Genomic DNA, 13,817 nt, shown 5'->3' on the forward strand with positions numbered 1-13,817 from the left:
AAGGTGCTCTTTCGGTACTTGAGCGGTTTAGTGGATCACGGTGCACCGACAGGCCGGGGCCGATCATCGCGGCCATGAACAGTGGGAACCAGATCACGGCGCGAGCCGTCTCCGTCGCGCCCGGTAGCACGGGGCGCTCCAGCATCAAGGTGATTGTCGAGTTGACGGGCAATCCCGATCCGCGGTGGCAGGCTTGCTTCAACTTCGTCGTACAAGGGCGCGACGGGTTCTTCATGAAGGCCAGGCCGGTCTTCGACGGGGGCAGCTTTGCAGGCGAGGTGCCTGCCGAGCAGGTTGACGCATTCCGACAGGAGCTGCCTGAGGTCATCGTGGCGGCCAATGTGCTTGCGAGGGCGCAGGCCAACAAGGATGCGCTGCGGTTGCGTCGCTGAGCGCTGCCGGTTGGGCGCATGCGATGTGAGCGGTAGCGCAGTTGCTGCGCGTCCCTCGGCGCTCCGTTGGTCCTGCAGGCCTGCGATTGCGCCAGTCTTCGGCATAAGGCGTTCGTCTTGAAGCCGGCATCGTCGGTGTGCCCTCACCATGCTGCCGTGGCGGATTCCCTGTCGGCGAGCGGGCAGGGCGCACTGACGACGGCCGCGTGTCGCAACTGCATATTGCGGTGGATGCCCATCCCCCCAAGCAATACGACTTCTCATTTCCAATCGGCGTCTGTTGATGTGGTGTGCCGGCACGCATCGCATCGCATCGCATCGACGCGACGCGTGCCGGCAGTCGAACCGCTCACCAATCCGTCGGCGCGTAATCCTTCAGGAACTGCCCCCACACGTGCTCGCCGGTATTGAAGCCGTGGATGATGGGGTCGACGATGCGGGCAGCGCCGTCGACGATGTCCAGCGGCGGGTGAAAACGCTCCTGCTGCACCTTGAGCGCGGCGATGTCGGCCGGATCTTCGTCGGTGACCCACCCGGTGTCGACGCTGTTCATGTGAATGCCGTCGTTTTGATAATCGGCCGCCGAGGTGCGCGTCATCATGTTCAACGCGGCCTTGGCCATGTTGGTATGCGGGTGACGGGTGGTCTTGAAGTTGCGGTAGAACTGGCCTTCCATCGCCGAGACGTTGACGATGTGCTTGTCGCGCTCGGGTGTGCGCAGCATCAGCGGCTTGAGGCGTGCGTTGATGATGAACGGCGCGATGGCGTTGACCAGCTGCGTTTCCAGCAACTCGACCGATGGCACTTCGGCCATCAGCAGGCGCCAGGAATTACGACCGCGCAAGTCGACCTGCTGCAGATCCTGATCGAGACGGCCTTCGGGGAACAGGTGCTCCTGCCCGACCAGCTCGTCGTCCAGCAGCGCGACCTGCGACAGCTCGGCGGCGCGGGTAAGGCCATCGGCATCGGCAAGGCCGCGCCCGTGTACGGCCGGCAGTGCGGTGGCCGAGGCGTCGCGCAATGGCTCGGGCGTGCGCAGGCCTTCGTAATGGCCAACGAGCTTTTGGACGGTGTCCGGCAGTGCATCCAGCGCGGCGGTTTCGTTGGCCATCATGTGCGCGTAGAACTGCGGCGGGCGGCGCACGGTCTGGCAGGCGTTGTTGATGATGAAATCCAACCGTTCGCGCGTGGCCAGCAACTGGCTGCAGAACGCCTCCACGCTGGGGGTGTGGCGCAGATCCAGGCCGAAGACCTGCAAGCGATGGCCCCACTGCGCAAAATCCGGCTCTTGCGCGTAGCGCGCGGCCGAATCGCGTGGGAAGCGCGTGGTGACGATCAGCTCGGCACCGGCGCGCAACAGCTTCAGGCCCGCTTGATAGCCGATCTTGACCCGTCCACCGGTCAGCAACGCCACGCGACCGCGCAGGTCGGCGGTTTCGGTGCGCTTGAAGAAATTCAGCTCGGCGCAAGCCGGACACATCTGATCGTAGAAGTGATGCAGCTGGGTGAACTTCTGCTTGCACACGTAGCAGTGCCGCAGTTCGGGCGAATGCAGCGGCTCCGGCGTCGCGGATGCGTTCTGGCCGTTATGCGCGTCGTGCAGACCGGCAGCATGCGGCGGGAAAAAGTTTGGCGTGCTGAACACCGGCTTGCGCCGCAACGCGCGGATGCCGCGCTGCTCGAGAAGCGCCTCGGCCTTGCGCACCTTTTCCTGATGCCGCTCGCGCTCGCGTTGCTTGAGCAACTGCCGCCGCGCCTTGGGCTCGGGGTGATAGACCTTGGCCACTACCTGGTGCAGGCGCACGCGGTCGGCCTCGGGCAGGGTGTCGAGCACGCTGCGGTCGGCCTCGATGGCCTCCAGCAGATCCAGCGCCGCGCGCAGGCGGTCGGTGAGCGGCAGGTCGTCGTTGGCGGGCAAGGGCGGGGCAGTGGTGTTCAAGCTAGATCCGGAAAGAAGCGGTACAGGGGCGTGGCGGGGGCGGCCGGCTGCCAGAAAGCGGGAAGGGGGCCGGCGAAAACGGTGGCAGGCTGCCGGCTGGGCAAGCGATCGGCCGCAGCGCAGGCATTTTCGCCGATTGTGGGGCCGTGGCGCCAATCGATGGGGGTGTAGGGGCCGAGTTGCCGCCGCGACGCCAGAGCAACGGGTGGCAACGATAGCCCCGGAGGTGCAGGGGCCGGCTGTTGCTGCCAACCAGGTGTATTGATGCCGCATGCGGGTGCCTGGTTTCCCTCATCGGCGCGCTGGCACCCTTTAGAATCGGCCGGACATGGGGCCGGCAACACGGTTCTGTGGGAGACCCACACCACGTCCAGACAGGAAGGACCCGCCATGCCAGCATTTGCGCTTCAGTATTTTTGTCGGTTTGCCCTTGTCGCGGCGATGACGGGATTGGCTGCGTGCGGCGCTGCTCCAGAGCAGTCGAATCCGGCGCCCCCGATCAGCCGCGAAGCGGCCGCGAAGCGAACTGTGGTCCCACTAACGCGCTCCGTTGCCCTGGACAAGGCCGGCACGATCGCGGATCTGGAGTTTGATCTTCCGCCGCCTCGCCTCGGAGCTTCGCCATTGCTTAAGGTGGCAATTCGCTTGCAGGCCGATGAAGGTGCTGCGCTACTTGAACCATCTGATCAGTTGGTGGAAGCAAAACTTTCCGCTCGAGCGACCCTTCACGCTCTAAACGGCAGCAGTTGGGCGCGAATACCCCTTTATCGTAACGGGCCCCGTCCTGGAACCGATGTCCCCCTGGATGCGGACGGGCATGTGGCTGGCGTGACCTGGAGCGGCGTTGATGAGTCAATGCTTCGCGACGCTGGGCTTATGCGGGATGGAAAGTACTACAGTGTGCTTTTGCTAGCAGAAGCACATCATCCTGCACCCGGTCACTATCGATTGACACTTGAGCTTCTTGAAGATCACCCGCATTTCAAGGGTCGAACTGTTGAGCTGCTGCTCGCTTATGCAAGTAAGGCGAAATAACATGGAAGAAAAAGAGCGCTATACATTAACGATCTATCTGGCTTCGCCAGGGACGCCGCTGAAAGCTGGCGGAACATCGTTTACCGGCCACATGTTTCTTGCAACCAATGATATAGGTAAAGATAACTTTAATAGTTTCGGGTTTGAACCTCGCCACGACTTCCAGAAGAGCGGCGTTGGCAGAGTTTCAGCGGAAGACGTTGAGTCTTATAAAGATCCTTATTACGCAAGAACGATGGAAATCAGCAAGGATCAGTACGACAGGATCCGAGAGTTTGCAGTCGACCCTGCAAAGCACGGCTTCGACATGAGATACGACACGTTTTCCAACTCGTGTGTCGACTTCAGCTGGGCCGCATTGAATCATGCTGGCCTTTATCGCCAGACCGTTCTCGGAGGCATCAAAGGCTATGAAGGCGAGCCGAAGGTGCTGCATAACGAGCCTGAAATTCAGAATCTCAAGGCGCCGTTTCCGGAGAGTGAGTTGAACAGGGAGGTGCGACACCCCAAGCCTGAGCGGGACCTGTGGCAACTCATCTTGTCCGATAACCAGACACAGGCCGATACCGGTCGCCTGATTGCTGATGGCAAGCCGATAGACCCGCTGCATCGCCAGGCCGAGGAGGCAGTGCGCCGCCTTGAGCAAGGGCTTGGCAGGGAGTACGACGAAAATAGCGCACGCCTGGCGGCCAGCTCCGCGTCCTTGGCCAGGGAGCACGGGCTGTCGCGGATCGATCATGTTGTATTGAGCGAAAACACGGCTACGGCGCGGCAAGGCGAGAACGTGTTTGTTGTGGAGGGAGCTCTGAACGATCCAGCGCACAAGATGGCGCACATGAGAACCGGTGATGCGATCGCGCAGCCCGTCGCCCACTCCTTGGCGCAGCTGCAGTCCTTGGGCGAAACGCAGCAGCAGTCACAGCAGCAGGAGCAACTGCGGGAGCAAGCGATTGCACCGCAGCACCGGATGACGTGAGACGGGTTCTTCTGGCAAGGCGGCCGCCGCGATTGATGGAACGAGGTGAGGGTGAGCCGGTTACGGGGATCTGCTCTTTGAGCAGATCCCATGCCGAGCGCAGGGGTGCGATCGCCTGGACGATTGGGTAGTCTTTCACCCACCGGGCGCATAGGCGCCCGGACATTCAGGGGACATCGATGAAGACTTCCATGCTTGCCAGTGGGCTGGCCGGCTTGCTGTGTGCGTGTACGGTGGTGTCGCCCGACCCGGGTCAGAAAGCGGTGTTGGTGGATAAGCCGATGCTGTTCGGTAAAGGCGGAATCCGCCTTGACGACGTGCGTGACCCGGGTCGGACGTATGCGTGGCTGACTACATCCGCCACCTATGTGGATGTGACGCCGCAGACCGTGCAGGTGGCCTTCGACGACTTTTCGTCCAGCGACAATATCCTGCTGGATTTCTCCACGCAGATTCAGTACCGGATCACCGCACCGGCAGTGTTGTTGTCCGGCTTCGGGCAGGATTGGTTCAAGAACAATGTCGCCAGCCAATACGCATCCATCGTGCGCGACCAGGTCAAGCGCTATGACATGACCAAGATGATGAGCGATCCCGATACCGCCAGAAAAATCGACGATTCGGTGACGCAGAACGTTCGCGCCCTGGTCAAGGAGCAGCAGCTGCCGATCGAGATCCAGAACATCACCTTGGGTCGCGCGCGTCCCAACCCGGATGTCCTGCAGCAGATGAACCTGACCGCCGCCCAGCAGCAGCGGGTCAAGACGCTCGTCGAGGCCACCACGGCCGAGCGGCAGCGTGAACAGGAGCAGGTCGCCAAGGCCGATGCCGACAATGCGTACCGCAATCGCATGGGGCTGACCCCGGAACAATATCTGGCCAGCCAGATCGCCGAACTCAATGCAGAGGCGTGCAAGAAAGCGCAGGCCTGCTACATGGTGCCTTCCGGCACTTCGGTGATTGCCAGATAGCGCGCGTTGCTGGCCGCATGCAGTGCAGGATGCCGCTGTTGCCTTGCAGTCGTTGATCTCCGATCTTGCAGCGCAGATGGCTGATCGCGGTTGCTCACCCAACAGGCCCACTCACGCACTCTCCAAATCGGCTGGGCTAGGGTTGCGGCCTACTGGTGTAGCGGAGAATGCAGCATGGGCCTGTTGGTCGACGGCAAGTGGCAGGACAGTTGGTACGACACCGACAAGAGCGGCGGGCGTTTCGAGCGCTCGCAATCGCAGTTCCGCAATTGGGTGACGCGCGATGGCAGCCCCGGCCCGCACGGGGAGGGCGGCTTTCAGGCGGCTCCCGGGCGTTATCACCTGTACGTGTCGCTGGCCTGCCCGTGGGCGCATCGCACGCTGATCTTCCGGCGCCTGAAAGGGCTGGAGTCGATGATCGACGTGTCGGTGGTGAACTGGTTGATGCGCGATCAGGGCTGGACGTTCGACCCTGCCCCGGGCGTGATAGCCGATCCGATTCACCACGCCAAGCGCCTGTACGAGGTGTATCTCAACGCCGATCCGCGTTACACCGGGCGCGTGACGGTGCCGGTGCTGTGGGATCGCGAGCGCAACACGGTGGTCAGCAACGAGTCGGCGGACATCATCCGCATGTTCAACAGCGCCTTCGACGCGGTCGGTGCTGCGGCCGGCGATTTCTACCCGGCACCGCTGCGCGAGCAGATCGATGAGATCAACGCGCGCGTGTACGACACCGTCAACAACGGAGTGTACAAGGCAGGTTTTGCCACCACGCAGGCGGCGTACGAAGAGGCGGTGCTGCCGTTGTTCGCAAGCCTGGATTGGCTCGATGCACGTCTGGGCCGGCAGCGTTATCTATGCGGCGATCAGCTCACCGAAGCGGACTGGCGTCTGTTCACCACGCTGGTGCGATTCGACGCAGTCTACGTGGGCCACTTCAAATGCAACCTGCGGCGCATTGCCGACTATCCGCAGCTGTCCGGCTACCTGCGTGAGTTGTACCAGATGCCGGGGATCGCAGAGACGGTGAATTTCCAGCACATCAAGCACCATTACTACCAGAGCCACGACATGATCAACCCCACCGGCATCGTGCCGCTGGGGCCGCTGCTGGATCTGCAGGCGCCGCATGGGCGTGGTGGCTGATGCAATTGCCCGCCGCTTGCGGCAGCGCTGAGGCACGCTGCCGCAGGGCATGGACTAAGCTGGGCGCCTTCGATACGAACAGGAGCGGTAAGTGCTGAATCATGTGATGGTGGGATCGAACGATATTGCGCGATCCAGGCAGTTCTACGACGCGGTGCTCGGCGGCGTCCTCGGTGCCGCCGAGCCATTGGTCAACCCCGCCGGCTCCGGTCATGTGCGCCTGTTCTACCGCCACGCCGGCAGTACCTTCGCCGTCAGCGAGCCGATCAACGATGCGCCGGCCACCAGTGGCAATGGTGCCACTGTCGGGTTTACCTGCAGTTCGCCCGAGCAAGTACAGGCCTTTCACGATGCCGCCGTGGCGGCAGGCGGCGTGTCCATCGAGCAGCCACCAGGCGTGCGTGACAGTCGCATGGGGCCGGTCTGGCTGGCCTACGTGCGCGACCCGGATGGCAACAAGCTCTGTGCGATCTATCGGCCTGCGTAAGTTGTGATCACTGCGCTGTTGCGATACGCCGCAGCGCGACCAGGCGCCGTCCTTTTGCTGCGCAGTGGCGACAGTGGAATGGCGGTTGCCGCGGCGCGGGCGACGCGGCTGCGTTAGCTGATGGGGCCAGACTCCGGAGTGTCGCGCTAGTGCTTGGCCGCGTCGCGCATGATCAGCGTCGCCGCGCCCACCGTGATCGCGTCCTCGACCACGCCGGTGCTGGTCTGGCCGTAGCGCTCAATCGCACGCATGCGGACGTTGAACGTGAGATAGGCGGCCGCCACTGCGGTGGTCGCGCCAAGTAGTGCCGCCACGCCGCGCTGATGGCGCGGAGCCAGCGCAGTGCCGACGATGACGCCGGTCGCGATGCGCGCAATCATGCCGGGCAGCACGATACGGTCGGGCGCGGTCTTCATCTTGTCGCCTGCCAGCTCGCCACCGGCCAGCGCCAGCATGCCGGCCGATGCCAGCGGATTGGCCAGCAGCGCCGGTGCGCCGTTGTCGGCAGGCAGCTTGCCGGTACGCGCAGCGTTGGCCACTGCGGCCAGCGGGGTCATCGAGCGCATGCCGGCGACGGCGCTCATCAGGATGGAATGAATCAAGGCCATGTACACCTCTGCATGTGCTCACCCATCGCAGGCGGAATGCGCTGCGTGCGGCACGCTGTATGGATGTGCACACACTAGGACGGCGCATGTATGGGCGTTGGCAAGAGCTTGTGCATGCGGTGCATTGGCGGGCGCTGGATACGCCTGCGCGATGCGCCGCCGGGGAGGCATCGGCTTGCGCCGCGCAGCCAGGCGAGCGGCACTGCACTCAGGAGATCTTGGTGCCCAACAGGAACGTCGGCCCATGGGGGATGCCGCGCTCAGGTGATCTTCGTCGTTGAGCACCTCCAGCTGCAGCGACGGATACCGTCTTGCATGCAGCGCCTGCACCAGGTTACTGGCGAAACAGGCGCCTGTTTTCGTCGGCATTTCCGCGCATCAATTCAAACGGCCGACATACGCCAGCACGGGAGCGGCCGCCATATCGTTGGGGTTGGTGCCGGGCAGGCCTTGCGGCACGTCCATGCCCTTGCTGCGGTAGAAGTCGGTCCAGTACTGCGAGATCTTTCCGGTCTGCAGGTTCTTGAAGTTCATCGGTTGCAGTGCGAAGACGTGCTGTGCGCGAAAGGCGCGTTCGATGAAGTCCGAGCAGTAGTAGCTGTTGTCGTCCTGCACGTAGGTCTGGTTGTAAGGCTTCCCCAGCATGCGCCGTGCCTGCGCGATGGCACCGGGGATCGCACTGCGCTGTGCTGCGTCCAGCCGGTACACATGGATCTGCCGATGCTTGGCGTTGGCGTCTTCGACAAATGCCTGCAGGGGCTGCTGTCGCGAGCCTTGTTCGTCTGCGTGCAGCAGCACCTGTTGCGTGCCGTCATGGGCGAGTAGCGCCACGTGATCGAAGCTGGGTGCGTCCTGTTTGGCGGTGGCATCGTCGATGGCGCCGCTCAGGCCGGTGCGGGCGGCGGTGACGAACAACAGGTCGCCGTCCTGGAGCTGGACGGCGATGGACGTTGCTGGCAGCAGCGCCAAGGCAACTACGGCGAGCAAAAGGAGGATGCGCATGGAAGGCTGGCAGGTGGTGCAGGGGGCCACCATTATCGCCAGGAACGACAGCGGGCGGCTGGTGCGCGATGCGCTCTGTAGAATGCGGTGGCCAGCGGGCGTCGCCGCCGCCATCGCGTCGCGGCAATCCCTGTCCGTCTGGAGTGTTGCATGCGTGCTTCTTCTGCGTTGTCGCCGATTGGCCGGCTGTTTGCCGCCGCCGCCTTTTTCGAAGGGCTGACCTGGGCCGGGCTGTTGCTCGGCATGTTGCTCAAGTACGGCACCCATACCACCGAGCTGGTGGTGTGGCTGTTCGGGCGCCTGCATGGCGCGGCCTTCCTGTTCTATGTGGCGGTCAGCGTGCTTGCCGCGTTGCGGCTGCGCTGGCCCTGGTGGGCGTGGGCGCTGAGCCTGTTGGCCGCGCTGCCGCCGCTGGTGACGGTGCCGCTGGAACTATGGTTCCGGCGCATCGGTTTGCTTGGCCCGCGGTCGCCGTCCGTGGGTTGAGGTGGTGCATGCGCATCGGCCACAGCAGGGTCGAGCGCATCACGCCAGCCAATCGCAGGCATGCCCCATCGCCGATTGCGATGATTGGGGCCATGGACGCGGCAGCGCTCGTTTGCCACCATGCGCCTCTCAAGGACAGATCGTAGGGGCGATATGCGTGACTGGATGATGGGCGTGCTGAGTGTGCTGGCGTGGGGAGTGGCGAGCCCGGGATACGCGCAGGGCGCGCCGGAGAGCGTGGATCTGGTGCCGTATCTCAAGAGCGATCAGTTCGAGCGGATCAAGATTTCGCTGTCCGGTGCGTACTTCGCACTGACCATGCCGCTGGAAGATCGCACCGTGCTGGGCATCGTGCGGCGCGAGGGCAAGGTAGCCACGGCCAAGGTCACCGGCGGCGTCAACAGCGTGGTGGACGATTTCTGGTGGGCCAGCGATGAGCGCATCGTGGTGTCGATGGCGCAGCGGCTGGGCTCGCGCGACGAGCCGGTGGCAATCGGCCAGCTGCATGCCATCGATGCCGACGGGAAGAATGCTCGTCTGCTGGCCAGCCCGTACGGCACCAACCCGGACATCAACGGCGCACAGTTGAAGATGGACCTGGACCCGGCCACCTACATGCTGGATACCTTGCCGGGCGACGCGCGCAACATCCTGGTGTCGGCGGTTCCGTTCGTGGGCGATCCCAACGTCCGCATCGACAAGCTGGACATCCAGAGCGGCCGGCGCACGACCGTGGCCACCTCGCCGGTACGCCGGGCAGGATTTGTGACCGATCAGCAAGGGCGTATCCGCTTTGCCAACGGCCTGGACATCAGCAATGTCAGCAAGCTGTATTACCGCGACAGCGACGATGCGCCGTGGCGGCTGATCAACGATGCGGCCAGCAGCAAACAGCGCCAGTTTCCGCTGGGGTTTTCCGCCGATGGCAGCCGTGCGTATCTGCAGGTGGAGCAGGCGGCCGGTACAGACGTGCTGGTAGCGTGGGACCCGGCAACCAGCAAGACGACACCGCTGTTGCACGACGATACCGTGGACCCATACCGCATCCTGCGCGATCTGGATGGCACCACGCCGATCGGTGCGTCGTACATGAGCGATCGCGTGCGCAATCGTTTCTTCGACGAGACGTCGCCTACCGCCAGGTTGTACCGCAGTCTGGAAAAGGCCTTCGACGGCAACGCGGTCTATATCACCTCGGCCACCAGCGACCGCCGCCTGGTGCTGGTGTATGTGTGGAGCGATCGCAACAACGGTGATTATTATCTGTTCGACACGGTCAGCAAGAAGGCCGACCGGGTATTCAGCCGCCGCGAATGGTTTGCGCCCGATGGCGTGCCGGCGACCAGGCAGGTGAGCTTCAAGGCGCGCGATGGCCTGTTGCTGCATGGCTATCTCACCCAGCCATTGCATGCGCAAGCCGGCACGCGGCGACCGTTGATCGTGATGCCGCATGGTGGTCCGTTCGGGATCTTCGACAAGTGGGAATTCGACGACGACACCCAGCTGCTGGCGGCAGCCGGTTACGCGGTGCTGCGCGTCAACTACCGTGGCTCGGCGAACTACGGCTACGCGTTCACCCAGGCCGGTGCCAAAGAGTGGGGCGGACGCATGCAGGACGATGTCACCGATGCCACCCGCTGGGCCATCGGCGAAGGCATTGCCGACGCATCGCGCATCTGCATCTATGGCGCCAGCTACGGCGGGTATGCGGCGCTGATGGGCGTGGCCAAGGAGCCGGCGCTGTATCGCTGCGCGGCCGGCTATGTGGGTGTCTACGATCTGGACATGATGGCGCGCGATACCGGGCGCTCCGCGCGCTGGGCCAGGAACTGGACGGTCGATTGGCTGGGCGCACGCGACACCCTGGCCGCGCGCTCGCCGGTGACGCTGGCACGGCAGATCAAGGTGCCGGTGTTTCTGGCGGCCGGCGGCAAGGACGAGCGCGCACCGATCGAACATACCAAGGCCATGGAGCGCGCGTTGAAGGGGGCCGGTGTGCCGGTGGAGTCGCTGTACTTCCCCAACGAGGGCCACGGCTTCTATACCGAGGCGCATCGGCGCGAGTATTACACGCACTTGCTGGCGTTCTTGAGCAAGCAGCTGGGGGGCGGGACTGCGAAGTAAGGGGTTGGCGTTCCATCAGGTGTTGCCTAATGGAATGTGTGATCGGAGCGTGCCTGCGGTGATGGTGCATGCAGCTTGATGCGTCAATCGCGGTGTGCGCGCGCCTGCAGCTCTTGCTATGCGGTGTTGCGGCGTTTGCGTGCGCGGGTAAGGCGTCGCGGCCGGGTCCGCTCCTACGGTTCTTGGGGGGTCTGGTGTTGCCCGGGACCGATGCTGCACGACGGCGCAGGCCAGCTGCATCGCCGCTTTCTCCGCACTCCCGGTTCAACTGATCGATAGCGCGGCACCGTCGATGGCCGACGATGCCGCTTGCAGCGTCGCTTACTTCTCCGGCATCGGCTTCATTTGATACTGCGCCGGTGGGGTGGCGCCGAGCAGGTGCTGCACGAAGTAGTCCCAGCGGCGGCGGGCGACGTAGGGAGTGAGCTCGCCGTAGCCGTGCTTGGCGTTGGGCAGCATCAGCATGTCGAAGTCCTTGTTGGCCTTGATCAGCGCATCGGCGACCAGCAAGGTCAGGTACGGCGGCACGTTGTCGTCCAGCGTGCCGTGCACCAGCATCAGCTTGCCTTTGAGCTTGCTGGCGTGGGTGGCGTTGGCCTGGTCGTCGTAGTTGGAGCTGCCATCCTTGTTGACGATGTGTTCGCCGTGATACTTCTCGGCCCAGTCGTCCTCGTAGCCGCGGTTGTCGTGGTTGCCGCTTTCCGACCAGGCCACCTTGAACAGCTCCGGGTAGCGCAGCATCGCGGCAGTGGACGCATTGCCGCCGCCCGAATGCCCCCAGATGCCGACGCGGCTGGTGTCGAACCACGGGTAGCGCTGGCCGAGTTCCTTCACCGCCGCCACCTGGTCGGGCAGGGTGTTGTCGCCCATGTTGGCGTACCAGGTGTCGTGGAAGGTTTTGGAGCGCCAAGGCGTGCCCATGCCGTCGATGGCGACCACGATGAAGCCCAGCTCCGCCAGCGATTGATTGTCGCCATGGCCGGCAAGGAAACTGCGGCTGCGGATCGAGCCGGTCTGCGGGCCGGGATAGACGTAATCGATGACCGGGTACTTGCGTGCCGGGTCGAAGTTGCTGGGCTTGAACATCAGCCCGTATAGCGTGGTCTTGCCGTCGCGCGCCTTGACCGTGATCGGCTCCGGCGGTACCCAGCCGGCGGCCTTGAGGCGGGAGATGTCGGCGGTGGCGATGGTGCTGAGCGTGCGCCCGTCGGCGGCATCGCGCAGCACGCTCACCGGCGGCGTGACCGAGGTGGAATAGGTATCGACGAAGCGGGCGCCATCGGGCGATAGCGCGATGCTGTGGTCGGCGACCTCGGGCGTGAGCAGCACCGGCTCGCCACCGTCCAGGCTCACCTTCCACAGCTGCTGGTAGTACGGGTCCACGCCCGGCGTGCGGCCGACGCCGACGAACCACGCCGTGCGCGTCACCGGGTCCACGCGCAGCAATTCGGTGACATTGCCTTCGCCGGTGGTGATGGCGCGCTTGGGTTTGCCGGTGGCCAGGTCGTAGAGATACAGCTGGCCCCAGTCGCTACGCTCGGAGAACCACACCGCCTCGTTGCTGCCGGGCAGGTAGGCCCAGTTGGCGGCGACCTGGCCGCTCTCGTAGTAGGTCTTGGCGGTTTCGTCGAAGGCGGTGCGGACCGCGCCGGTGCCGGCATCGGCGATACGCAGCCAGACCTGCTTGTGGAAGCGCGAGGTCGAGGCGAACGCCAGGGTCTTGCTGTCCGGCGCCCATTTCACGTCATCCCACAGACCCGGCGAGCAGCTGACGTCGTCGCACAGCGTGGAGCGGTGCTGGTCCGCTGGCATCTTCAGCCGCACCACGCTGGCACTGGGCACGTCGATGATCACGCGCTCGATCATGGTCACGTCCTTGTCGCCGGCCAGCGGGTATTTCCACGCCTGCAGTTCCGGATGCCCGAGCTTGGTGCTGACCAGGTACATGTCGCCGGTCTTGCGCTGGTCCTGCTGGAAGGTGGCGATCTTGCGCGAGTCCGGCGACCACGCAACGATGGCGTTGTCGCTGTGCTGCCAGCCGGCGTTGTCGGTGGCATAGCCGAAATTTTCCACGCCGTCGCGGGTGAGCTGGGTCTCCTGGCCGCTGGCAAGATCGCGCACCCACAGGTTCCAGTTGCGGATGAAGGCCTCGCTGCGCTTGTCCGGCGACAGCACGCCCGGTTCGGGCTTGTCCTGCGCATACAGCTTGCTGCAGCGCGCACGCGCGTCGCAGACCACGGCGGTATCGCGCACGTTGAGGCGGTAGCGGCCATCGGCGGTGACCTTGACCACCGGCGCGAAGGTGTCGGCCTTGAGCGGCTTGTCGCCGGTCTTCAGGAGCGTATTGAGCGAGGCGACCAGCGCGGACTGCTTGAAGATCGGTGCGGTCTTGCCGGTGGTGGTATCCAGCTGCAGCAGCCGGTTGCCCTTGGCATCGTGATCGACATAGACCATATGCGTGGCGTCCAGCCAGTCGATGCGGGTGGCGGCGTGGTCCACCAGCGGCTGCGCGGCGTAGTAGATCAGGCGCTCGGCACGCGCGTAATCGGCTTCGGTCACGCCCGCTGCCTGCGCGCTGGCCACGGCGGGCAGCAGGGCGGTCATCAGGGCGGGGAGCAGGTGGCGCAACGGCAACGGTGTAGGCATGT

At 64.2% G+C, this 13,817-nt stretch carries 12 protein-coding genes; 8 read left to right on the top strand and 4 right to left on the bottom strand.

What is annotated here, in order from left to right; all coding sequences use genetic code 11:
• Positions 1-74 precede the first annotated feature (74 nt).
• A complete protein-coding gene (locus FHY19_RS17685) occupies positions 75-392 on the top strand; it encodes a hypothetical protein (protein WP_259167517.1) in 318 nt (105 codons plus the stop codon).
• 349 nt (positions 393-741) lie between these two features.
• Here the strand turns inward: FHY19_RS17685 and FHY19_RS17690 are convergent, their stop codons facing one another.
• Entirely contained in the window at positions 742-2,331 is a 1,590-nt protein-coding gene (locus FHY19_RS17690) for an SDR family oxidoreductase (RefSeq protein ID WP_259155461.1), read from the bottom strand.
• A 390-nt stretch (positions 2,332-2,721) separates the two neighbouring features.
• On the opposite strand from FHY19_RS17690, the gene FHY19_RS17695 reads away from it, so the two are divergent.
• The 5 genes from FHY19_RS17695 to FHY19_RS17715 all read left to right on the top strand — a co-directional run bounded on the left by FHY19_RS17695 (position 2,722) and on the right by FHY19_RS17715 (position 6,949).
• A complete protein-coding gene (locus tag FHY19_RS17695; RefSeq protein WP_259155457.1) occupies positions 2,722-3,366 on the top strand; it encodes a hypothetical protein in 645 nt (214 codons plus the stop codon).
• 1 nt (position 3,367) lies between these two features.
• Positions 3,368-4,342, top strand: coding sequence for an XVIPCD domain-containing protein (locus FHY19_RS17700; RefSeq protein ID WP_259167518.1), 975 nt, complete (start codon positions 3,368-3,370; stop codon positions 4,340-4,342).
• 191 nt (positions 4,343-4,533) lie between these two features.
• On the top strand, positions 4,534-5,313 hold the full coding sequence (locus FHY19_RS17705; protein WP_259155976.1) for an SPFH domain-containing protein: 780 nt from the start codon (positions 4,534-4,536) through the stop codon (positions 5,311-5,313).
• 174 nt (positions 5,314-5,487) lie between these two features.
• Positions 5,488-6,462, top strand: coding sequence for a glutathione S-transferase family protein (locus FHY19_RS17710; RefSeq protein WP_259167519.1), 975 nt, complete (start codon positions 5,488-5,490; stop codon positions 6,460-6,462).
• A gap of 91 nt (positions 6,463-6,553) precedes the next feature.
• On the top strand, positions 6,554-6,949 hold the full coding sequence (locus FHY19_RS17715; protein ID WP_259167520.1) for a VOC family protein: 396 nt from the start codon (positions 6,554-6,556) through the stop codon (positions 6,947-6,949).
• 146 nt (positions 6,950-7,095) lie between these two features.
• On the opposite strand, the gene FHY19_RS17720 is transcribed toward FHY19_RS17715, so the two are convergent.
• Together FHY19_RS17720 and FHY19_RS17725 are read right to left on the bottom strand one after the other, a co-directional pair.
• Entirely contained in the window at positions 7,096-7,557 is a 462-nt protein-coding gene (locus FHY19_RS17720; RefSeq protein WP_205393628.1) for a DUF4126 family protein, read from the bottom strand.
• A gap of 378 nt (positions 7,558-7,935) precedes the next feature.
• On the bottom strand, positions 7,936-8,559 hold the full coding sequence (locus FHY19_RS17725; RefSeq protein WP_259167522.1) for a YiiX/YebB-like N1pC/P60 family cysteine hydrolase: 624 nt from the start codon (positions 8,557-8,559) through the stop codon (positions 7,936-7,938).
• Between the two features lie 150 nt (positions 8,560-8,709).
• Between FHY19_RS17725 and FHY19_RS17730 the strand changes: the two genes are divergently transcribed.
• Both FHY19_RS17730 and FHY19_RS17735 read left to right on the top strand, forming a co-directional pair.
• Complete coding sequence (locus FHY19_RS17730) at positions 8,710-9,045, top strand: DUF3817 domain-containing protein (protein ID WP_259155438.1); 336 nt, start codon at positions 8,710-8,712, stop codon at positions 9,043-9,045.
• A 153-nt stretch (positions 9,046-9,198) separates the two neighbouring features.
• Positions 9,199-11,169 carry a S9 family peptidase gene (locus FHY19_RS17735; protein WP_259167523.1) on the top strand — a complete coding sequence of 657 codons (1,971 nt, stop codon included), beginning with the start codon at positions 9,199-9,201 and terminating at the stop codon, positions 11,167-11,169.
• A 321-nt stretch (positions 11,170-11,490) separates the two neighbouring features.
• On the opposite strand, the gene FHY19_RS17740 is transcribed toward FHY19_RS17735, so the two are convergent.
• Positions 11,491-13,815: a S9 family peptidase gene (locus tag FHY19_RS17740; RefSeq protein ID WP_259167524.1), complete on the bottom strand. Its 2,325-nt coding sequence runs from the start codon at positions 13,813-13,815 to the stop codon at positions 11,491-11,493.
• Positions 13,816-13,817: the final 2 nt, after the last annotated feature.

Origin of the sequence: Xanthomonas sp. 4461 (assembly GCF_024806475.1) — a bacterium.
Classification (GTDB): Bacteria; Pseudomonadota; Gammaproteobacteria; order Xanthomonadales; family Xanthomonadaceae; genus Xanthomonas; species Xanthomonas arboricola_F.